A 19811-nucleotide genomic window follows, 5' to 3' on the forward strand; every position below is an offset into this window, starting at 1 on the left:
TGCGGGGGAATTGCGAGCCGCACGAACCCCTTGCCACTCTGCAACCGTCGAAGCGGGGCGGCACTCAGCAAATCCGCCTCGCACCGAAGCGTCCTGAGGGAGTCCGCCTTCGGGTTCCGACAGACGATCTCCCGGAACGACGGCAGCAGGAGGCGGCCCCGATGTGCGGAGTGGTCGGCTACGTGGGCGATCCCGGTCCGGAGGAAAGCTCGGCTCTCCTGCGCGGCATGTGTGAAGCCCTGCGCCACCGGGGGCCGGACGATGAGGGCGTCATGGTCCTCGACGGCGCCGGCCTCGGCCACACGCGGCTCTCCATCGTCGACCTCGCGGGCGGGCACCAGCCCATGGGGTCCGAAGACGGGCAGGTCGTCGTCAGCTTCAACGGCGAGGTGTTCAACTTCGTCGAGCTGCGCCGCGAGCTGGAGGCCAGGGGCCGGCGCTTCCGCACCACGTCGGACACCGAAGTCCTGCTGCAGCTGTACGAGGAATTCGGCCCGGACTGCGTGGAAAAACTCAACGGCGACTTCGCCTTCGCAATCTGGGACGCGCGGCATCGCCGGATGGTGCTGGCCCGCGACCGGATCGGCGTCCGGCCGCTGTTCCTCACGCGGCACCGCGGCCTCCTCCTGTTCGCCTCGGAGATCAAGGCGCTGCTGAGCGTGCCGGGCGTCGAGGCCGAGATCGATCCGGTCGCCCTCGACCAGACCTTCACCCTCTGGGCGCCGATCCCGCCGCGCACCGCCTTCAAGGGCATCGAGGAGCTGCCGCCCGCCCACATGCTGATCGTCGAGGACGGCCGGGAGAGTCTTCGGAGCTACTGGGACCTCGCCTTCCCGCCGCAGGGCGTGCCGGCGCCGGCCCGGCCCGAAAGGGAACTGCGGGCGGAGGTCCGCCTGCTCCTCGAAGACGCCACCGCGATCCGGATGCGCTCGGACGTGCCGGTCGGCGCCTACCTCTCGGGCGGGCTCGATTCCTCGGCGGTGGCGGCGCTCGCCGCGCGCCGGGCGCCCGCGGGACTGAACACCTTCTCGGTCACCTTCGACTCGGCCGAGCACGACGAGAGCGCGTTCCAGGCCGTGATGGCCAAAAACCTCGGCACCCGCCACCACGCGGTCGCCTGCGACGGCGGCGCGATCGCGGACGCCTTCCCGGCCGTGGTCGCCCATGCCGAGCGGCCGATCCTGCGCACCGCGCCCGCGCCGCTGTTCCTGCTGTCGCGGCTCGTGCGCGAGAGCGGCATGAAGGTCGTGTTGACCGGTGAGGGGGCGGACGAGGTCTTCGCCGGCTACGACCTGTTCAAGGAAGCCAAGCTCCGCCGGTTCTGCGCCCGCCAGCCGGAATCGCGGCGGCGCCCGCAGCTCCTGCGCCGCCTCTATCCCTACCTGCCCGGCCTGCAGCAGCAGACGCCGGAATCCCTCGCCGCCTTCTTCGGCTCCGGGGCGGACCCGCTCGACGATCCGCTCTATTCCCACCGCCCGCGCCTGCGCGGGACGGCGGCGGCCAAGATGTTCTTCGGCGCCGACCTGCGGGCGAGCCTCGGCGGCTACGACGCGGCCGAGGAACTCGTCTCGCGCCTGCCGGACGCCTTCCGGGCCTGGCACCCGCTGCATCAGGCGCAGTATCTCGAAACCCGCTTCCTCCTGCCGGGCTACATCCTGTCGAGCCAGGGCGACCGGATGGCGATGGCCCACGGCGTCGAGGGCCGCTTTCCCTTCCTCGATCACCGCCTGATCGAGCTGGCCGCGACGATCCCGCCGGCGATGAAGCTCAGGGGCCTGCGGGAGAAGCACATCCTGCGCGAGGCCGTGCGCGACTGCGTGCCGGCCGCGATCCTGGACCGGCCCAAGCAGCCCTATCGGGCCCCCGACAGCGCCGCCTTCTTCAGCCCCGGAGCGCCCGACACGGTGAGCGCCCTGATGGAGCCGGACGCCGTGCGCCGCACCGGCCTGTTCAACCCGGCCGCCGTCGCGCGGCTCGCCGACAAGTGCCGCGGGGGCAAGAGCGGCGGCTTCCGGGACAACGTTGCCTTCGTCGGCATCCTCTCGACCCAGCTCTGGCACCGCGCCTTCGTCGAGCGCCGGGCGAGCGAGGCCCCGCCGCGCAGCCGCGCGAGCGCGATCTGACCACACCGGCCGTCAGCGGCCGTCTTTCAGCACCGCCACCGAGGAGGGGGACCATGCCGAACGGTATCCAAGATCAGGTTCGCGATCAGGTTCGTGCCTTCGTCGTCGAGACCTTCCTGTTCGGCGACGCCGCGACCGACCTGCCCGAGCAGGGCTCGTTCATCGAGCAGGGCATCATCGACTCGACCGGCATCCTCGAACTCGTGGCCTTCGTCGAGGACACCTTCGGCCTCGTGGTGGCCGACGCCGAGATCCTGCCCGCCAACTTCGACTCGGTCGCCCGCGTCGCGGATTTCGTCGCGCGCAAGCGCATGACGGCGCAGGCCGCGTGAAGGGGCATCCGATGCGCATCGAAACGTACCTCCGCGACAGCGCCCGCCGGCTCGGCGACAAGGTCGCCCTCGTGACTCCCGAGCGGCGGCTGACCTACACCGAGCTCGACGCGCTGTCGGATTCCCTCGCGGCGGCGCTCCAGGCCCGCGGCGTCGAGCGCGACGACCGCGTGGTCGTCCAGATGGGGAACGGCTGGCAGGCGGTGGTGTCGCTGTTCGCGATCCTGAAGGCCGGCGCGGCGCTCAGCCTCGTCAATCCGACGGTCAAGCCGGACAAGCTCGGCTACATCCTCGACAATTGCGAGGCCCGCGCGCTGCTGATCGAGGGATCGCTCGCGGCGGCCGCCGCCGAGCGCATCGCCGCCAGCCTCAGCCTCGCCGTGACGATCGCGGACGGCGCGGTCGCCGACTTGCCCGGGGCCGTCGCGTTCGAATCCTGCCTGGAGCCGGCGCGACCGGGCCCGCATGGCGGCATCGATTCCGATCTGGCGATGCTCGTCTACACCTCCGGTTCCACCGGCCGGCCCAAGGGCGTGATGATGACCCACCGCAACGTCGATGCGGCAGCGGGTTCGATCACCACCTACCTTCGAAGCGATGAGGACGACGTGGTCCTCTCGGTCCTGCCGCTCGCCTTCGATTACGGCCTGTATCAGGTGCTGATGGCGGTCCGCGTCGGCGCCCGGCTCGTGCTGGAGCCCTCCTTCGCCTATCCGCAGGCGATCTTGGCGCGGATGCGGGAGGAGGGGGTGACGGGCCTGCCCCTCGTGCCGACCATGGCCGCGCTGCTGCTGCGGATGCGCTCGCTCGAACCAGGCAGCGTGCCGACGCTCCGCACCCTCACCAACACCGCCGCCGCGCTCCCCGTGCCGCATATCGAGCGGCTGCGGCAGCTGTTTCCGGGCGCGGCGCTCTACTCGATGTACGGCCTGACCGAGTGCAAGCGCTGCACCTACCTGCCCCCCGAACATCTCGACGGCCGGGCCGGCTCGGTCGGCATCGCGATCCCGAACACGGAGGCGCGGGTCGTCGATGACGACGGGCAACCGGTCCCGCCGCACGTCGTCGGCGAACTCGTGATCCGCGGCCCCCACGTGATGCAGGGCTACTGGCGCGACGAGGCCGCGACCCGCGCGGCGCTCCGCCCCGGCTGGAACCCGTGGGAGCGGGTGCTGCACACCGGCGACCTGTTCTTCTCCGACGCCGGCGGGTTCCTCTACTTCGTCGGCCGCAAGGACGACATCATCAAGACCCGCGGCGAGAAGGTCGCGCCGAAGGAGGTCGAGGCCGTCCTGCACGCCCTGCCGGGCATCGCCGAGGCGGTCGTCGTCGGCCTGTCCGACGCCGTGCTCGGGCAATCGATCCTGGCGCTCGTCGTCGCCTCCGATGCGAGCCTGACCGCAGCCGACGTGCTGCGCCACTGCCGCGGGCATCTTGAGGACTTCATGGTCCCGCATGCGGTCGAGTTCCGGACCGAATTGCCGAAGACCGACACCGGCAAGATCAGCCGCCGGCTCGCCGCCGAAATCCTGATGGAGGCCTGATCATGACGCCGGCTCTCGCCCTCAAAGCCGTCACGCCACCCTTCACGGCCGAAGCGCTCCGGCTCGACGCCGAAGCCGCCGTGGCACAGATCACCGACAGCCTGCGCCGACAGGTGCGCGGACGGTTGCGCAAGCGCGGCCTCGTGCTCGGCCTGTCGGGGGGCGTCGATTCGAGCCTGTGCGCGGCGCTCGCCGCCCACGCCTTCGGGCCGGGCCGGGTGCTCGGGCTGATGATGCCCGAGCACGATTCCGACGACGACAGCCTGACGCTCGCCCAAGCCGTCGCGGATGCCTTCCGGATTCCCTGGCTGATCGAGGATATCGGCCCGATGCTGGACGCCATGGGCTGCTACGCGCGGCGCGACGCGGCGATCCGCAGCGTCGTGCCTGAATACGGCGCGGGCTGGACCTCGAAGGTCGTGATCGCCGATCCGTTGGCCGGCGCCGAATACGGCATCTCCTCCCTCGTCGTGCGCGCGCCGGACGGGGCGACCCATCGGCTGCGGCTGCGGGCGGAGGCCTATCAGGCGCTCATCGCCGCGACCAACATGAAGCAGCGCACCCGAAAGCTGATCGAGTACACCCATGCCGATCGGCTGAACTATGCCGTCGTCGGCACGCCGAACCGGCTTGAATACGACCAGGGCTTCTTCGTCCGGAACGGCGACGGGGCCGCCGACGTCAAGCCGATCGCCCACCTCTACAAGACCCAGGTCTACCAGTTGGCCCGCCATCTCGGCGTGCCGGACGCGGTGCTGCAACGCCCGCCGACGACGGACACGTGGTCGCTGCCGCAGACGCAGGAGGAGTTCTACTTCGCGCTGCCCTGGCCGACGATGGACCTATGCCTCGCCGGCCTCGCAGCAGGGGCGCCGCCCCACGAGATCGCCGCCTGCACCGGGCTCACCGAGGCGCAGGTGGCGCAGGTCGCACGCGACATCGCGGCCAAGCGCCGGGCCACGGCTCCCCTTCACCTGCCACCGCTCCTCGTTGGCGATTGAGGTGCGCACCGCCGGGGGAGGGCCCATCATGGAACCGGACGGCCTGGAATCGGACCGAGCGCGGGAGCACATTCGCGCCCGACGCTTGGAGAAGCTGCGCTTCTGGCGCACGGCCTGCGCCGACGGCATGCCGGTGGCGACGCGCCACAACGACGAATCCGGGGCGGCGCCGCTGTTCTTCTTCCACGGCGACTGGGACAACGGCGGCCTCTACATGGCCCGGCTCGCCGCCGAGCTGCCCTGCCCGGTGATCGGGCTCGCCCCCCATCTCGACCCGGTGCCGCCGACCGTGCGCGCCATGGCGCAGGACCGGCTGCCCGCGATCCTGGCCGCGCAGCCGGACGGCCCCATCCGGATCGGCGGCTTCTGCAACGGAGCGCTCGTCGCCTACGAGGCCGCGCGCCTCCTGATCGCGCAGGGCCGGGCGGTCGAGGCGGTGCTGCTGGTGGCCCCGCCTTCCCTCAATGCCCGGCGGCGCTATCGCGGCCTCCTCGCCGGGGCCGAACGATGGCTCGGGGCAGGGCCGGACGCGGCGCCCGCGCGGCGGCACCGCCTCGTGCAACTCATGGGCCGCCTGATTCAGCTGTGGCGTCTGAGCGGATACTCGCCCGCCGCGTTCGGGACGGTGCTGACCCGCAAGCGGCGGCTGCGCGCGGCGGCTCGCGCCCGGCTCCACCCGCGGCAGGTGCGCAAGCCGAACGAGATCGCCGCGGAGGCCGCGATCCTCCACCGCCGCCGGGCGCTGCTCGCGGCCTACGAGTCGGCGGTCTACCCCTACGCGCCCGCACCGATCCCGGCCCGGCTCGTCGTGTTCGGGACCGGCCTCGACGCGGCGGGCCGCCCCGCCCCCGGCTACGATGCCGCCTATGACGGGCGCGCCTGGTCCGAACTGTGCCCGCAGGCCGTCTGCGTCCCGGTCGCGGGCGATCACTACACCTGCATCGCCGACCACGTGTCCGACCTCACGCGGGCCATGAGCCTGGCTCTACGCGCTGGCCCTGACGCGGAGACCGAGACGGCGCGCCGCGGTGCGTGGCTCGGCCCCGTCCTGGCGCCCGTGCCGGAACGGGCGCGGTTCTCGGGCTGAAGCCCGCCGCCATCACACGAGGGCCGCCACGGCCGACATCCGGGGACCGATAGCGAAGGGTAGGGGAGCGAAACAATGATCGGCACCGTCGCCAACGACGCCTATGGGCGCGTGATCCGCCTGCTGCGGGCGGGCGGCCCGCCCTTCGCCGAGGGTCCCCTGAAGCCAACCGCCGCGCCCGCCCGCGCCGGACCGGACGAGGCGAGGCCCCCGGAGGGCCTCCTCGTCGCGCCGAGCACGGCCTCGGCGCGGGAGTGGGACGCGTTCGCGCAGGACTGCGACGCCTCGTTCTGGAGCAGTTGGGGCGGAGCTTGGATGTGGCAGCTCAAGCTCCATACGCGCTTCCGGCTGCGGCGCTTCGATCTGATCCTGACCGGGCCGACGGGCGAGAGCCGCAAGATCGGTCAATGCGCCGTCGGCCTCGGGACCCGCCTTCGCGTGGTCTCGGACGGCCTCGTCCTGCAACCCGAACACGCCGACCTGTGGCCGGCGGCGATGGAGGGCCTGCTGCGGCATCTCGGCCCCGGCCGCACCGTCTATGGATCGTTCTGGAGCCTGGAGCCGCCGCGCCACGAGGCGATCATCGCGTTGCCGGACATCCGGGTCGTCGCCGTTCGGCGCCTCGTCGTCGAGGCGATCGATCTGCGGCCGGCCGATCCCTGGCCCGACTTTTTACGACGGATCAGCCGCAACGTCGTGCGCAACGCCAAAAGCTTCGGTCAGGCCCATGCCGACCGGATTTTCGTGACCCGGCACGGGGTGCGCTGCCTCACGCTTCTGCCGGCCATGATCGAGCTGCGGGCCAGGATGTACGACCGCAAGCAGGTCGGCTTCAGCCGGACGCGGGCGGTGGTCAACTACGCGCTCCGCGGCCTGCTGCTGCGGTCCTACGTGGCGATGCGCGTGTCGGCGGTGCGCCGGCGCCCCCTCGCCGCCGTCGGCACGGTCGCATTCGGACAATCCGTCGCCTTCCTCGACGGAGCCTCGGCCTCGCACCCGGCAGGCGCCGGATGGGACGTCCTGCTCCACGTCATGGAGGATGCCCACCGCGCCGGCCGGACCCGCTTCCTCCTCGGCTACACCGACGTGCCGGAGGATTACGCCGGGCCGGCCTGGGAGAGCCCAGTGCGCTATCGGCGGGACTGCCGGGCGCGAGGCATCGAGACCAGCCTGTTCGCCTTCGACTACGCCGTCGCGGGCGGCGGCGACCGCACCCTTCCCCCGATCCTGCACGAGCGTACCGACCCGTGCTGGACGGGCGGGGCGCAGACCTGAAGCGGCGGCCGACGGAGATAGCGACGATGGAACACCTTCACCGCTTGCAAGCCGTCGCCGCGGCTCCGCCCACTCCCGAAACCTTTTCAGCCAGCGGCGAGAGCCCGCTCTTCGTCGCGCGAAAACACTGCCCGGTCTGCGACGGCGACCGTCTCACGACCCTCTACGAGTCGACCTACGACAGCCCCCCGATCCGGGGGCATGTCGAGAGCCATTATCGGAGTCAGGGCCAAGTCGATCACGCCCTGCTGCGGGGCGTCGATTTCACGATCCTCGAATGCCGGGACTGCGCGCTGATCTTCCAGAAGATGGTCCCGACGCCGGAGATGATGCACCACCTCTACGACCGCTTCATCGATCCGGAGAAGCTCAAGGCTTACGAGCAGTCCCGCCTGACGCTCGACAACCACCACGACGTCGCCGCCCGGCTCGGCCGCTTGCTGCTGCGCATCGGCAAGGAGCCGAAGGACACGACCCTGCTCGATTTCGGCTTCGGCTACGGCCGCTGGGCGCGGGTCGCGGTGGGGATGGGCATGAAGGTGTTCGCCACCGAGATCTCGCCGGAAAAGATCGCCTTCGCCCGCTCCATCGGCGTCACCATCCTCGACGAGGCCGAGTTGGAGCGGCGGCGCTTCGACATCGTCCACACCGAGCAGGTGTTCGAGCACCTGACCGATCCGGCGGCGGTGTTCGCGATGCTGGCGCGCTGCATCGCCCCCGGCGGCGTGCTGAAGCTGGCGATGCCGCGGCAGGGCCGCATCCGGCAACTCATCGCCCGCCACGGCTTCATCGACTGGTCGCCCTACGAGCGGGATTTCCGGTGCGGGGCGTTCAACGACTACAACGCGATGCTGCCGCTCGAACACCTGAACGCGTTCTGCCGGCGCTCGGTCGAGTTGCTGGCGGATCGCCACGGCCTCGTCGTCGAGACCGGAAGCTACGGCGGCAGCGCCGTCCTCCTCGACGCGGCGGACCGGGGCCGCCTCCTCGCCTCCGCCCGGCACTCCGCCCGGCGCCTCCTCAAGGATATTTACGTCCGGCTCGGGCCGGGACGGGCCGACACCGGCAGCTACGTGCTCGCCCGCAAGCCCTGAGCGGCGGTCGATCCGCCGGATTTTGGTGGCGCATCGGCTTCCTTCGACGAGCCGGCGGCTCCCTTTCGGTCCGATGCTCGAGCCGGTGGACCGAGCTCCGGGCCGGCTCCAACCGAGCCGCTCCTCCCTCTCGTCCTGCCGGTCGTGGCGCCGGCCCTCGTCTCGCGCCGATCCATCGTCGTCATAGATGTCGGGTCGGAGGCAGCTCGATCCGAACCGTCCCTACGCATTCAAAAGCGCTTATGCGAAAGCCACCATGCAAAAGCGCCCCGGCCGGGCCGCCTCATTCTTTCGGGCTATGCATAAAATCCGCCAAATTGATGTGGATCAAATTCCAATGGAAAGATAAATATCAAATATGCTTGTTGAACTTGGAGGAAGCAAATTAGATGCAGACGAAATATATCCAATGATAGAATATCAAAAATCTATTAAATGATAAAATCGTCCATGTCCATCTCGCTCATCGTCGTCAACAGAATCTCCGCATTCGATTTTCCATCGCCGCATCTCACGAAGCCCGCGGCTCAGAAGCCTCGAATCGAAGATTGCAGAATAGGAAGCGACCGACATGACCGCCAAACCCAAACTACCCGCATCGGACAAGACCAGAAGCCAGTCACAGCGGCGTGATTGGGACCCGATCCGCAAGGACACGTGCAGCGTGCTGCTGGCGACGTCGAACGCGATCCTCCGCGAAGGGCTGCGCAGCATGATCGCGCAGTGCGGCTTTCGCGTCTTCGAGTGCCCGGTCACCGAGCGCGGGCTCACCCTCGACGAGGCGAGCGTGCGGAAATGCCGGATCTTCGTCATCGATGGATCGGAGGACGCCGATTTCAGCCGCACCAAGGCGTTTGTGGCGCAGATCCGCGAGCGGAACGCGCTCGGGCATATCGTCGTCCTGATCCCGCCGCACCTCGTCCCCGATCCGGTGATCGTCGTGGAGGCGAGCGCGATCGTGACCACCGATGTCACGGCCTACGCGTTCGGCAACCTGCTGCAACTCGTATCGCAGAACTACGTGATACGCTCAGGCAACGTGGCCGTCGCGCCCGTTGCGGACCCGGCGAAGACCATCAACGCCGCGGTCCCGACGCTTCGCATCGGACCACTGCCCCCAATCGACACCAGGACGGTCACGGGATTGTCCGGTCGCGAGAGCGAGATCCTGCTCCACGTGATCCGCGGCTCCTCGAACAAGGTCATCGCCCGCGCCCTCGGGATCGCGGAGGCCACCGTCAAGATCCACGTCAAGGGCATCTTCCGGAAGATCGGCGTCGCCAATCGGACGCAGGCCGCCTTCCATGTCTTCAATCAAGGCTGGCTCGGCGCAGACGAGGCGAGCCGACGGGAGGCCGTCGTCCCGTCGGCGCAGAAGAACAACTGCTTCCCGACCGGACTGGACATCATCGTCCCGCACGACCTGCTGCGGTGACGGCGGTCAACGGCCGCAGGGGCCGGTAGGCGTCGTTGTAGAGGAACGTCAGGCGCTCGCCCCAGGCGGCCAGCGCCATGTTCGCCGCCCCGAGCATGATCTCGACGGCGGTCTTCAGGCTCTACGGCCATGATCGCGTCGGCCCGAGCGGAGAGTTCGTCCAATCGTACGCATGGATGGCTGCGGCCATCGGGCCGTTTCCGACAGGCGCGTGCAGCATCGAATCAGAACACCTGTAGTTCCGCGCGAACTATGTCCGCCCGCATCCTGAACGGCAATGCGTCGTCAGGGCCGAGCGTCCGAACGTTCGTTTCCGTACGATCGGCCGGTAGAGCGACGACACTTGATTCAGGTCAAAGCGCGCCGCCCCCGCCGCTCCAGTCTCGCCGACCGCCACGGGCCGGAGCGTTCCCATGACCTATGCGAGCATCATGGTCGCCGTCGATCTCACCGCGCCCTCGCGGGAGCGCGTACGGCTCGCCGGGCACCTCGCCGACGATTTCGGGGCGGGCCTGATCGGCGTGGCGGCGGAGGAGCCGGCTTTCGCGCTCGCTCCGGTCGGCCCGACCCCGGCCAGCGCCTACGCGCTCGCCGCCGCGAGCGAGAGCGTGCTCACCGATCTCAAGGCCGCCCACGCCGCCTTCCTAGAGGCGGCCGGCCCGCGCAGCGGCGTCGAATGGCGCTCCAACCTCGACTTCCCGCTGCCCTACCTGATCGCGCAGGCGGCCTGCGCCGACCTCGTCGTGGTGAGGCGCCGGAGCGAGACCGGTCCGCCGGCCTTCACGCTCGATCCCGGCGACCTCGTGATGCGGCTCGGCCGGCCGATGCTGCTGGTGCCGCCGGGGACCGACCATCTGGAGGCCAAGCGCGTCGCCATCGCCTGGAAGAACACCCGCGAGGCACGCCGGGCGATGCGGGATGCGCTGCCTTTCCTCCTGCGTGCCTCCCACGTCGCCGTGATCACCGTCGACGAAGGCAAGGGGCGGGACGACGAGGACGGCCGGGACACCGTCCGCCTCCTCCAGGCCCACGGCATCGAGGCCAGCGCGGTGCAGGGCGGCAGCGGCGACGCCACCACAGCGGAGGCGCTCCTCGACGCCGTCGGCGAGCAGGGCGCCGACCTGATCGTCGCGGGCGCCTACGGCCACGGCCGCCTGCGCGAATGGGCCTTCGGCGGCGTGACCCGCGACCTGCTGCACGGCGCGCCCGTCTGCTGCCTGCTGAGCCACTGACGCGGCGAGAGCATCGTCACGAAAGGTGGTTTCCGGCTTCCGGAAAAAGACGATGCTCGGGGAGCCTTCCGATGCCGGGCAAGCGGCCTTTCTTGATACCGCACGCGGCCGACATCCTCGTCTGCGACGGAAGCCGGGCGCTGGTCCTGCGCAATGCGGGCACGCCTCAGTCCCTGGACATCCAGGTCCGGCTGACGTTCGATGCGCCGCCCAACCCGCCTACCCGCGAGCAGGGCGCCGACCGGCCGCCGCGGGTCCGCTCCGGCGACCGGCGCAGCGCCATCGATCAGACCGACCGGCACGATCTGGCCGAGCCCCGGTTCGCCGAACAGGTCGTGGGTGCGTTGGAGCGCCTCGGCGCGCCCTGCCCGAGCGTCTGCGGCGGGCGGTGGTGGCCGAGATCGACAAGGATCTCACCCGGCACACGGTCGGGGAGATCGGCCGCTGCCTGAGCCATGCCTGACGCCTCGCCGAGCTGAGACCGCCGAGCGAGGGAGCCATCAACCCAGGACCGTCGGCTTGCCGGGGTACCCGACGAGCGTCGGCCGGGCGATCAGGAAGCGGCGGTCAGTGGGCCATGAACAGCGGCAGGTCGCAGCGAGCGAGCAGCGACTGGGTCACGCCGCCCAGGATCCATTCCCGCAGCCGCGAATGCCGGAAGGCCCCCATCACGATCAGGTCGGCCCGGAACCCGGCCGCCGCGCGGCGCAAAGCCTCGGCGGCGTCTCCGTCCGCGGGCCGGTCCTCGACCGTGACGGTGACGCCGTGGCGGGCAAGGTGGGGCGCGAACTCCACCCCCGGCACGCGGTCCTGCAGCCGCTCGGGCTCGTCCACGCAGACGAGCGCGACCGCCTCCGCCGCCCGCAGGAAGGGGAGGGCGTCGTTCGCGGCGCGCGCCGCCTGGGCGCTGCCGTCCCAGGCCACGATGATCCGGCGCGCCTGGAACGTGTCGCCGCCGGGGGGAACGACGATCAAGGGGCGCCCGCTTTCGAACAGCAAGCCCTCGATCACGTCGCGGTCGGGCAGCACCGCCAGCGGCTCGGCGTCGAGGATCGTCAGGTCGTGAAGCCGCGCCAGCGCCGAGAGGCGGGCCACCAGGCGGTCGTACTGGAGGCTCGGCGACTCGGTCGTACAGACGACGCCCGCTCGGGCCGCATCCTGCGCGATCCGCTCCGCGGTGCTGCGCGCGAGGGAGGCCATGCGCCGGTTCTCGGCCCCGACGAGTTCGTCGACGAAGTTGCCCAGCACCAATCCGGTGGTCACGAAGCGGATGGACGCGGATTCCACGGTGAGGTGGGCGCCGGCGTCTCGCGCGAGCGTCAGGCCGTAGCCGAGCGAGGACGCGACTTCGTCTCCGCGCCCTTCTTCCGTGAGGGCGACCATGACGTCCCGGACGCCCGTGAGGACAGGAGAGGAGGAGGCGGGCATGGTGAACTCCGTTGGACCGACCGTCCGACTTGTCACCCGTCACCGCCGCTCCGCCTTGATCCAGCGCAAGGCCCGGCGGCCTGTCGGCCTGATGTTGGACCCCGCGAGAGAGACGCGGAAGCGACCGAGATGACGACGAGCGTCCACCCAGTTCCGGCCGCGCGGGAGGCGGGCCAGCCGACGTTCGCCCACCTGGCGGAGCAGGTGCGGGGATGGCTGGCCCTGCTGCCGCTCTCCGGGCTCGGCATCGGCCTGTCGGCGCAGGCGCTCGGGCGGCCCGACCTCGCCTTCCTCGCCTTCGCGGTGCCGACGCTGGCGGTGCTCACGGTGCTCGCCGTCCAGATCGCCGCGCACCTCGCCCGCGGCGATGTCGGGCTCGATCTCGTCGCCCTGCTGTCGATGGGCGGGGCGCTCGCCCTGTCGCAGCCGCTGGCCGGCGTCGTCATCGCGCTGATGTATGCCGGCGGCCAGTCGCTGGAGGCCTATGCCGCGGGCCGGGCGGGCGCGGCGATGACGGCGCTGATCGCCCGCCAGCCGCGCACCGCCCTGCGGGCGGAGGACGGCACGATCCGCGAGGTGCCGCTCGCCGCCGTGATGCCGGACGACCGCATCCTCGTGCGCGCGGGCGACGTCGTCCCGGTGGACGGGCGCGTCGCGGCCGGGCGCGCCGTCCTCGACGCCTCGAGCCTGACCGGCGAGGCCTTGCCGGTCACGGTCGACCCGGGCGCGGAGGTGCTCAGCGGAACGCTGAACGTCGGCGCGCCCTTCACGCTGATCGCGCAACGGCGGGCCGACGAGAGCACCTATGCGGGCGTCGTCCGACTGGTCGAGGCCGCCCGGTCGAGCAAGGCGCCGATGGCCCGGATGGCGGACCGCTACGGCCTCGCCTTCCTCGCGCTGACGCTGCTCGTCGCCGGCACCGCCTGGGCCGCCACGGGCGATCCGTTGCGGGCGCTCGCCGTGCTCGTCGTCGCCACGCCCTGCCCGTTGATCCTGGCGGTGCCGGTCGCCCTCGTCTCCGGCCTGTCGTCGGCGGCCGGCCTCGGCGTCCTCATCAAAGGGGGCGGCGCCCTCGAAGCGCTCGCCCGCATGCGCGTCCTCGTGATCGACAAGACCGGGACGCTCACCCACGGACGGGCGTGCCTGAGCCGAGTCCGCACCGTTCCCCCCTTCGCCGAGACCGAGGTGATGCGGCTCGCCGCCTCCCTCGATCAGGCCTCGGGCCATCCGATCGCGCGAGCCCTGGTGGCGCTGGCGCGCGCGCGCGGCCTGACGCTCGCCCAGCCGTCGGACGCGGTCGAGGAGGCCGGTGAGGGCCTCGTCGGCTGGGTCGAGGGCCGCCAGGTCCGGGTCGGCGGCCCGCGCCTGATGCACCGACACGGCCTCACTTTCCCTCCCTCTGAAGCCGGGCCGGAGGGGGCGGCCGTCGCGACGGTGCTGATCGCCGTCGATGGTCGGCCCGCGGCAATCCTGGACTTCGCCGACCCGCTGCGGACCGACGGGGGCCGAACGCTCGCGGCGTTGCGCGCCTGCGGCATCGAGCGGGTGGTGCTCGCCACCGGCGACCGGCGCGCCGTCGCGGAGGCTCTCGTCGCCGGCCTTCCCATCGACGATCTGACGGCCGACCTCGACCCGTCCGGCAAGACCGCGATCGTGGCCCGCGAGCGCCGCCACGGCCCGGTGATGATGGTCGGCGACGGGATCAACGACGCGCCCGCCCTCGCCGCCGCCGATCTCGGCGTGGCGCTCGGGGCGCGGGGCGCGGCGGCGGCGGCGGAGGCCGCGGACATCGTCCTGCTCGTCGATACGCTCGATCCGCTGCCGCAGGCCATGCGCATCGCCCGGCGGGTCCGCGCCATCGCGCTGCAAAGCGTGCTGGCCGGGCTCGGGCTGTCGCTCGCCGGCATGGTCGCGGCGGCGCTCGGCCATCTCACCCCGCTCCAGGGCGCATTGCTCCAAGAGGCCATCGATGTCGCCGTCGTGCTGAACGCGATGCGGGCGCTCGGCGGCGCGCCCCGTCCGGCGGCGCAGGAGGGGCCGCCTGTTCCGTAACGGGCGATCCGGTCTCCGTTGCGGTGGATCAAGGTGCGTCCGGCGGCGGTGGAGCACGATGCAGACAGGCCGGTGCGGCGGGCTCCGGCGTTCCTCGCGGGTCAAGGCCGATGCGTACGACCACATTCGTCCTCGCCCTACTCCCGGCAGCGTGCCGTCCCGCCATGGCGGCCGGTGAGGCGTCGGCGCCACGCGGCCATGCCTTTGCCCAGGCTCACTGCGCGCGTTGCCATGCCCTCGGTCTCCGTGGGGCGAGCCCGTTGCATGCGGCACCGCCGTTCCGGGGTCTCGCCCGGACCTTTCCCATCGACGACCTCGCCGACGTACTGGTCGAGGGCGTCGAGCGGCGTCATCCGGCCATGCCCGATATCCGGCTCGACCCGACAGCGGCCGCGGATCTCTCGGCCTATTTCCGCTCGTTGCGGCCATGAGCGCCGACATCGCAACGGCGGCCGTGGCTGCGCCGGGGAGGACGCCATGGACGGTTCGTTGCTCTATGTCAGCCGCCGGATGTGCACCGAGGCCGAGATCGGCGACATCGTCGCCGTGTCCCGCGTCAGGAACGCCAGCCTCGGCGTCAGTGGCGCCCTTATCGCCTCCCGGACACGGTTCGCGCAGTTCTTCGAAGGGCCGCCGGCCGGCATCGCTACGTTGATGGACAGCATCCGCCGCGACGACCGACACACGGGAATCGACGTCGCCCTCGAGGCAACCACGGAACGCCGCCGTTTCTCCGGATGGGCGCTGGCCTATATCGGCAGCTCGGTCTTCATCGACGGGCTGATCGTGACCATCGCGGAGCGCGCCACACCTTGCCCGGATCCGGGCCATCTCGAGCGCCTGATCCGGGCGATGCAGGAATTCGCGCAGGGTCGGTAGAGCGCATCCCGACGAGGTGGAAACCGGTTCGCCGCAAGAATGCACGGCTAAAGCACCGTCCCGAAAGGTGGTTTCCGGCTTTCGGAAAAAACGATGCGGCACAACACCATGGAGCATCGTCCTGGATCCCATATCTAGCCTGCCGACGACGCCCGCAGCACGTCCTCCGGCGCAGCCGGGCACGTGGCGCTGGCTCTGCGAGCGCTACTTCGCTGCCCCTGAGTTCACGGAGGGCTGGATCCGCGCACGAAGAAGGTCCGCCGAGCCCTCCTGGAGGCGACGTTCGCAGAGCCGATCGCTCCGGACTCGTCTAAGGTCTTCGCTGATCTTCCACTCTCCCGGATGAGCGCCAAGGCCATCCGCGTCCTGAGCGATCGCCGCGCCGACAAGCGCGAGGCGGCCAACGGCAGGCTGAAGGCGGTGCGTCAGGTGTTCGCTTACGGGGTCGAGGCGCAGCTCACCGACGCCAACCCGGCTCGGGATGTACCGTACCTGCGTGGCAAGACGGACGGGTTTCATACCTGGAGCGTCGAGGAGGTGGCGCAGTATGTCGCCCGCCATCCGCCCGGCTCGAAAGTCTATCTCGCCCTGGCACTTCTGCTCTTCGTAGGCTGCCGCCGCGCCGACGTGGTGGCCCTGGGCCGACAGCACGTCCGCAAGGGGTGGCTGCGCTACACCCAGCACAAGAACCGCAACCGCGCGCCGGTCACCTTGGAGCTGCCGGTGCTGCCGATCCTGCAGCGGTCGATCGACGCCTTACCTGTGCCGGCGACCGAAACGATCGGTCTGACCTTCCTGGAAACCGAGTGGGGGAAGCCATTCACGGCGAACGGCTTCGGCAATTGGTTCCGCAAGCGCTGTACCGAAGCCGGCTTGCCTCACTGCACCGCCCACGGTCTGCGCAAGGCAGGCGCGTCGCTCGCAGCCGAGAACGGCGCGACGGAGAGCCAGCTCATGGCAATCTACGGCTGGACCAACCCGAAACAGGCGGCGCTCTACACCCGAAAAGCGCGCCAAAAGGTGCTCGTTGGGAACGCCATGCACCTGATTAATCTGGCTGGATCGGGAGAGGAGAGTGCCCCACCGAAAGCAGCGGTAGGATGAAGTGGGACTTTTGAGGGGACTAAGTGCTTGTAAGTATTGAGCTCTGAAAAGCTTATGGTGCCCAGGGACGGAGTCGAACCGCCGACACTGCGATTTTCAGTCGCATGCTCTACCAACTGAGCTACCTGGGCATCAGCCGCTGCGCTGTGCGCTGCGACGAGCGGGGGTATAAGGAAGGCTCCCGATCCTGTCCAGCCTGGTTTTGCATCGGCGCCGCGGGTTTTTTGACGTTCCTGCGATGGCCTCAGCGGGAGCGGTCGTCGTCGCTCTCCGGCCGCGGGGGAGGGGTATTTTCGTCGGGCGGGCCGGGGATGACGTAGCGCTCGCCGAGCCAGCGGCCGAGGTCGATGTCGGCGCAGCGGGGCGAGCAGAACGGCTTGGCCTCGGGCGTCGCCGGGCGGCCGCAGATCGGGCAGGGCGGCGCCTTCTTCGCGGGGGCCGCGCTCACGCCGCCGCCCCCCAGGCGCCTCGCACCGGAAAGCCTTCGCCTTCGAGCAGGCTCAGGGTCTCGTTCAGCGGCAAGCCGACGACGGCGCTGTAGGAACCGACGAGCTTCACCGCGAAGGCGCCAGCCAATCCCTGGATGGCGTAGCCGCCGGCCTTGCCGCGCCACTCGCCCGAGGAGAGGTAGCCCTCGATCTCGCGGTTGGAGAGGCGCTTGAAGCGCACCCGCGTCTCGACCATGCGCTCGCGCAGGCGGTCCTTGGCCGAGAGCACGCAGACGCCGGTATAGACCCGGTGCGCCCGGCCCGAGAGCAGGCGCAGGCAATCGGCGGCCTCGTCCAGCGTCTCGGCCTTCGGTAGCACGCGCCGGCCCACCGCCACCACCGTGTCGGCGGAGACGAGGTAGGCGCTGCGCAGGTCCTCCCGCCGCCGGGCCGCGGCCTGGGCCGCTTCCAGCTTCTCGCGGGCAAGGCGCCGGGCGAGTTCGCGGGGCGATTCCGACTTGCGCGGTGTCTCGTCGATGTCGGCGGGCAGGAGCGCGTCCGGCTCGATCCCGACCTGCTGGAGCAAGGCCAGCCGCCTCGGTGAGGCCGAAGCCAGCACGAGGAGCGGGCGGGCCAAGGAGCCGGAAAGGGGGCTGGCCGGGGCGCCGGAGATCGGCGGCTGGCCTTTAAGGGTCGGATGGTCGGTCATCGCCGTGGTCTTACGCGCAAGCCCGCCGACACCGCAACGCGGGCCGATGCGTCGGCAGATTTCAGGCCGAGTGCGGCCGGGCAGGGCGCCGTCCCGTGTTCGCGCCGGACGACGATACGAATTTTCCACAGATCGGCGGAGGAAAGCAAAAACGTCCTAGATCGGGAAGCTTCGACCCGAACCAGGACAGGCCGCACTTCCGCGACAAGCCGATCGACTGAAAATAGCACAAAAATATCTGACAACGAGCAAATAATGCCAGAATTGTTGCACTGAATGACAGGATCGACATTAACTTTTATTGGACTTCAGTAGTTAATACCGTTACGAACCTCCTAATCACCCGTAGACAGCGCGGTCGAAAAACGAGACAGATTGGGGGCGAGACGGCGACCGGCCGGCTCACAACAACGGACGACAGCCATGAAGAAGCTCGACACCAAGACCCTCAAGACGGTTTCCGGCGGCACCTTCTGCTTCACGGTCAAGACCAGCTGCAACAGCCCGTGCAGCAGCAAGAAGTCTTCCAAGTGCTGATGCTCTGAGAACTTCGCCTTGAGGGCCACTGCCGGCTCTCGGCGATGTTCTCGGTTTCAAAATTTCCTCTCGAACCAGGATGACGATCATGAAGAAGCTCGACACCAAGGCCCTCAAGACGATTTCCGGCGGCACCTTCTGCTTCACCGTGAAGACCGGCTGCAACAGCCCGTGCAGCAGCAAGAAGTCCTCCAAGTGCTGATCGCGCGAGAGCCGTGATCGGCTCTCTGCACGCTCCCTTCCTCTCGACCAAGGATGACGACCATGAAGAAGCTCGACACCAAGTCCCTCAAGACCGTTTCCGGCGGCACCTCCTGCTACACCCCGAAGAACAGCTGCCACAGCCCGTGCAGCAGCAAGAAGTCCTCGAAGTGCTGATGCACTGAGAGCCGCGCCGCGCCGACCCAGAACGGTCGGCCGCGACGACGCTCCGAGAGGCCCGCCCGGCTGCCGCCGGCGGGCTTTTTGCTGTTCTGGGCTCGCATCGGCCGGATCCGCGCGACTTTTCGATTCGCGCCTTAAGTCCTCCTTCGCATCCCATCCGTCACATCGTGGGCGGGGAGACCGATCGGGCGAGGGAGGCCGGCATGGCGGGGGACGCGTTCGGACTGGGCATGGCGGGCCGCAGCCTCGTGCGCCTGCCCCTGCCGCTGCGCCGCCGCGCGGTCCTGCTGGTTCATCACTGGACCGACGCCGTCGAACGGCTCCGGGGCCGCGACACCGGGACCGGCCACGCCGCGCTGTTCATGCGGATCCTGCGGATGCCCCGCGCCGAGGCCCTGCGCCTGGAGCGCGCCGCCGCGCTGCACGACCGCATGACCGAGACCGAGTGGGCCGCTTTGCTGCTGCGCGACATCCGGGCGAGCCAGCGCGACCTGCGCCACATCCGCGTCGAGGAACCCGAGACTCTGACGCGCCTCGCCGAGACCGGGCGCCCGGTCATCCTCGCGCCGCTGCATATGGGCGCCTACGTCGCCGGCCTCGCCCACACCATGCTGAGCTACTTTCCTGGTCGTCCGATGCTCGTCCTGCGCCAGCGCGACGACATGCCGATGGAAACCGCGGTGATCGAGCGCATCCGCGAGGTCGGCGTCGAGATGCGCTTCCTCCAGGTCGGCAACCGCAAGGATTTCCTCTCAGCGGTGCGATTCGCCCGAAAGGGCGCGGTGATCGTCGTGTTCTGCGACCTCGACCCGAGCTACGGCGCGCCGGCAGCCATGCCGATCTTCGGGATGCCGACGCGATTCGCCTTCGGCACCGACACGCTGGCGCGGCTCACCGACGCCGTGGTCGTGCCCTGGGTGACCGAGATGGAGCCGGGGGGCGACACGGTCCGCATCGGCACGCCGTTCGAGGTCTACGCCGACACGGCCGAGGAGCGCGCTCGCGCCGCCGGGCTGATGCGCCGCCACATCGAGGATGCCCTGCGGCGGCGCCCGGAGCAGTGGCATCTGTGGCCGATGCTGTCCGATTATTTACCCCCTTCCGACATCCTGCCCGGCGCCGCCTCATCGGCCGTGCCGGACCCCGTCCGGGACGCGGCGTGAGCCT

21 protein-coding genes and 1 tRNA gene are annotated in these 19811 nt (G+C 70.1%); 16 read left to right on the forward strand and 6 right to left on the reverse strand.

Annotated features, from left to right (window positions below):
* Nucleotides 1-161: 161 nt before the first annotated feature.
* The 10 genes from asnB to ASG52_RS05645 all read left to right on the forward strand — a co-directional run bounded on the left by asnB (nucleotide 162) and on the right by ASG52_RS05645 (nucleotide 11575).
* Nucleotides 162-2123: an asparagine synthase (glutamine-hydrolyzing) gene (asnB, locus tag ASG52_RS05600; RefSeq protein ID WP_056240211.1), complete on the forward strand. Its 1962-nt coding sequence runs from the start codon at nucleotides 162-164 to the stop codon at nucleotides 2121-2123.
* 65 nt (nucleotides 2124-2188) lie between these two features.
* The gene (locus ASG52_RS05605; RefSeq protein ID WP_200945580.1) at nucleotides 2189-2455 is read left to right on the forward strand and encodes an acyl carrier protein; all 267 of its coding nucleotides are present in this window, start codon (nucleotides 2189-2191) and stop codon (nucleotides 2453-2455) included.
* Between the two features lie 11 nt (nucleotides 2456-2466).
* Nucleotides 2467-3999 (forward strand): class I adenylate-forming enzyme family protein, encoded by a 1533-nt coding sequence (locus tag ASG52_RS05610; protein WP_056240215.1) that lies wholly within the window; start codon nucleotides 2467-2469, stop codon nucleotides 3997-3999.
* Between the two features lie 2 nt (nucleotides 4000-4001).
* Entirely contained in the window at nucleotides 4002-5000 is a 999-nt protein-coding gene (nadE, locus tag ASG52_RS05615) for an NAD(+) synthase (protein WP_056240217.1), read from the forward strand.
* A 28-nt stretch (nucleotides 5001-5028) separates the two neighbouring features.
* The gene (locus ASG52_RS05620; RefSeq protein WP_082552375.1) at nucleotides 5029-6087 is read left to right on the forward strand and encodes a thioesterase domain-containing protein; all 1059 of its coding nucleotides are present in this window, start codon (nucleotides 5029-5031) and stop codon (nucleotides 6085-6087) included.
* A gap of 75 nt (nucleotides 6088-6162) precedes the next feature.
* A complete protein-coding gene (locus ASG52_RS27605) occupies nucleotides 6163-7362 on the forward strand; it encodes a hypothetical protein (RefSeq protein ID WP_056240221.1) in 1200 nt (399 codons plus the stop codon).
* A gap of 26 nt (nucleotides 7363-7388) precedes the next feature.
* Entirely contained in the window at nucleotides 7389-8456 is a 1068-nt protein-coding gene (locus ASG52_RS27610; protein WP_162249973.1) for a class I SAM-dependent methyltransferase, read from the forward strand.
* 571 nt (nucleotides 8457-9027) lie between these two features.
* The gene (locus ASG52_RS05635; RefSeq protein ID WP_156383799.1) at nucleotides 9028-9891 is read left to right on the forward strand and encodes a response regulator transcription factor; all 864 of its coding nucleotides are present in this window, start codon (nucleotides 9028-9030) and stop codon (nucleotides 9889-9891) included.
* A 413-nt stretch (nucleotides 9892-10304) separates the two neighbouring features.
* Nucleotides 10305-11123, forward strand: a complete 819-nt coding sequence (locus tag ASG52_RS05640) for a universal stress protein (protein WP_056240229.1) — start codon at nucleotides 10305-10307, stop codon at nucleotides 11121-11123.
* A 92-nt stretch (nucleotides 11124-11215) separates the two neighbouring features.
* Nucleotides 11216-11575: a host attachment protein gene (locus ASG52_RS05645; RefSeq protein WP_286158953.1), complete on the forward strand. Its 360-nt coding sequence runs from the start codon at nucleotides 11216-11218 to the stop codon at nucleotides 11573-11575.
* Nucleotides 11576-11690: 115 nt separating this feature from the next.
* Here the strand turns inward: ASG52_RS05645 and ASG52_RS05650 are convergent, their stop codons facing one another.
* Nucleotides 11691-12551, reverse strand: a complete 861-nt coding sequence (locus tag ASG52_RS05650; RefSeq protein ID WP_056240239.1) for a universal stress protein — start codon at nucleotides 12549-12551, stop codon at nucleotides 11691-11693.
* A gap of 129 nt (nucleotides 12552-12680) precedes the next feature.
* On the opposite strand from ASG52_RS05650, the gene ASG52_RS05655 reads away from it, so the two are divergent.
* The 4 genes from ASG52_RS05655 (at nucleotide 12681) to ASG52_RS05670 (ending at nucleotide 16586) form a co-directional block, all read left to right on the forward strand.
* Nucleotides 12681-14603: a heavy metal translocating P-type ATPase gene (locus tag ASG52_RS05655; protein WP_082552376.1), complete on the forward strand. Its 1923-nt coding sequence runs from the start codon at nucleotides 12681-12683 to the stop codon at nucleotides 14601-14603.
* 164 nt (nucleotides 14604-14767) lie between these two features.
* On the forward strand, nucleotides 14768-15034 hold the full coding sequence (locus ASG52_RS05660) for a c-type cytochrome (RefSeq protein ID WP_286158954.1): 267 nt from the start codon (nucleotides 14768-14770) through the stop codon (nucleotides 15032-15034).
* A gap of 46 nt (nucleotides 15035-15080) precedes the next feature.
* Nucleotides 15081-15482: a BLUF domain-containing protein gene (locus tag ASG52_RS05665; RefSeq protein WP_056240244.1), complete on the forward strand. Its 402-nt coding sequence runs from the start codon at nucleotides 15081-15083 to the stop codon at nucleotides 15480-15482.
* A gap of 342 nt (nucleotides 15483-15824) precedes the next feature.
* A complete protein-coding gene (locus ASG52_RS05670; protein WP_056240247.1) occupies nucleotides 15825-16586 on the forward strand; it encodes a tyrosine-type recombinase/integrase in 762 nt (253 codons plus the stop codon).
* 55 nt (nucleotides 16587-16641) lie between these two features.
* Here ASG52_RS05670 and ASG52_RS05675 read toward each other — a convergent pair.
* The 4 genes from ASG52_RS05675 to ASG52_RS05690 all read right to left on the reverse strand — a co-directional run bounded on the left by ASG52_RS05675 (nucleotide 16642) and on the right by ASG52_RS05690 (nucleotide 18289).
* Nucleotides 16642-16717: transfer RNA gene (locus tag ASG52_RS05675), tRNA-Phe, on the reverse strand.
* Nucleotides 16718-16830: 113 nt separating this feature from the next.
* Nucleotides 16831-17034: a DNA gyrase inhibitor YacG gene (yacG, locus tag ASG52_RS05680; RefSeq protein WP_056240250.1), complete on the reverse strand. Its 204-nt coding sequence runs from the start codon at nucleotides 17032-17034 to the stop codon at nucleotides 16831-16833.
* A complete protein-coding gene (locus ASG52_RS05685; RefSeq protein ID WP_082552377.1) occupies nucleotides 17031-17723 on the reverse strand; it encodes a Maf-like protein in 693 nt (230 codons plus the stop codon). The genes yacG and ASG52_RS05685 overlap by 4 nt, the downstream gene beginning before the upstream one ends.
* Before the next feature lie 335 nt (nucleotides 17724-18058).
* Nucleotides 18059-18289: a hypothetical protein gene (locus tag ASG52_RS05690; protein WP_056240253.1), complete on the reverse strand. Its 231-nt coding sequence runs from the start codon at nucleotides 18287-18289 to the stop codon at nucleotides 18059-18061.
* Between the two features lie 59 nt (nucleotides 18290-18348).
* Between ASG52_RS05690 and ASG52_RS26900 the strand changes: the two genes are divergently transcribed.
* Nucleotides 18349-18462, forward strand: coding sequence for a bacteriocin (locus tag ASG52_RS26900; protein WP_162249974.1), 114 nt, complete (start codon nucleotides 18349-18351; stop codon nucleotides 18460-18462).
* Between the two features lie 115 nt (nucleotides 18463-18577).
* Here the strand turns inward: ASG52_RS26900 and ASG52_RS26905 are convergent, their stop codons facing one another.
* Entirely contained in the window at nucleotides 18578-18745 is a 168-nt protein-coding gene (locus tag ASG52_RS26905; protein ID WP_156383801.1) for a hypothetical protein, read from the reverse strand.
* 102 nt (nucleotides 18746-18847) lie between these two features.
* Here ASG52_RS26905 and ASG52_RS05695 point away from each other — a divergent pair, with 102 nt between their 5' ends.
* A complete protein-coding gene (locus ASG52_RS05695; protein ID WP_056240256.1) occupies nucleotides 18848-19807 on the forward strand; it encodes a lysophospholipid acyltransferase family protein in 960 nt (319 codons plus the stop codon).
* Nucleotides 19808-19811 lie beyond the last annotated feature (4 nt).

Origin of the sequence: Methylobacterium sp. Leaf456, from assembly GCF_001425465.1 — a bacterium.
Taxonomy (GTDB): domain Bacteria; phylum Pseudomonadota; class Alphaproteobacteria; order Rhizobiales; family Beijerinckiaceae; genus Methylobacterium.

Coding starts and splice junctions, on each gene's coding strand:
- asnB (WP_056240211.1), top strand. CDS start 162: ATGTGCGGAGTGGTCGGCTACGTGGGCGATCCCGGTCCGGAGGAAAGC.
- ASG52_RS05610 (WP_056240215.1), top strand. CDS start 2,467: ATGCGCATCGAAACGTACCTCCGCGACAGCGCCCGCCGGCTCGGCGAC.
- nadE (WP_056240217.1), top strand. CDS start 4,002: ATGACGCCGGCTCTCGCCCTCAAAGCCGTCACGCCACCCTTCACGGCC.
- ASG52_RS05620 (WP_082552375.1), top strand. CDS start 5,029: ATGGAACCGGACGGCCTGGAATCGGACCGAGCGCGGGAGCACATTCGC.
- ASG52_RS27605 (WP_056240221.1), top strand. CDS start 6,163: ATGATCGGCACCGTCGCCAACGACGCCTATGGGCGCGTGATCCGCCTG.
- ASG52_RS27610 (WP_162249973.1), top strand. CDS start 7,389: ATGGAACACCTTCACCGCTTGCAAGCCGTCGCCGCGGCTCCGCCCACT.
- ASG52_RS05635 (WP_156383799.1), top strand. CDS start 9,028: ATGACCGCCAAACCCAAACTACCCGCATCGGACAAGACCAGAAGCCAG.
- ASG52_RS05640 (WP_056240229.1), top strand. CDS start 10,305: ATGACCTATGCGAGCATCATGGTCGCCGTCGATCTCACCGCGCCCTCG.
- ASG52_RS05650 (WP_056240239.1), bottom strand. CDS start 12,551: ATGCCCGCCTCCTCCTCTCCTGTCCTCACGGGCGTCCGGGACGTCATG.
- ASG52_RS05655 (WP_082552376.1), top strand. CDS start 12,681: ATGACGACGAGCGTCCACCCAGTTCCGGCCGCGCGGGAGGCGGGCCAG.
- ASG52_RS05660 (WP_286158954.1), top strand. CDS start 14,768: ATGGCGGCCGGTGAGGCGTCGGCGCCACGCGGCCATGCCTTTGCCCAG.
- ASG52_RS05665 (WP_056240244.1), top strand. CDS start 15,081: ATGGACGGTTCGTTGCTCTATGTCAGCCGCCGGATGTGCACCGAGGCC.
- ASG52_RS05670 (WP_056240247.1), top strand. CDS start 15,825: ATGAGCGCCAAGGCCATCCGCGTCCTGAGCGATCGCCGCGCCGACAAG.
- ASG52_RS05685 (WP_082552377.1), bottom strand. CDS start 17,723: ATGACCGACCATCCGACCCTTAAAGGCCAGCCGCCGATCTCCGGCGCC.
- ASG52_RS26900 (WP_162249974.1), top strand. CDS start 18,349: ATGAAGAAGCTCGACACCAAGGCCCTCAAGACGATTTCCGGCGGCACC.
- ASG52_RS26905 (WP_156383801.1), bottom strand. CDS start 18,745: ATGCGAGCCCAGAACAGCAAAAAGCCCGCCGGCGGCAGCCGGGCGGGC.
- ASG52_RS05695 (WP_056240256.1), top strand. CDS start 18,848: ATGGCGGGGGACGCGTTCGGACTGGGCATGGCGGGCCGCAGCCTCGTG.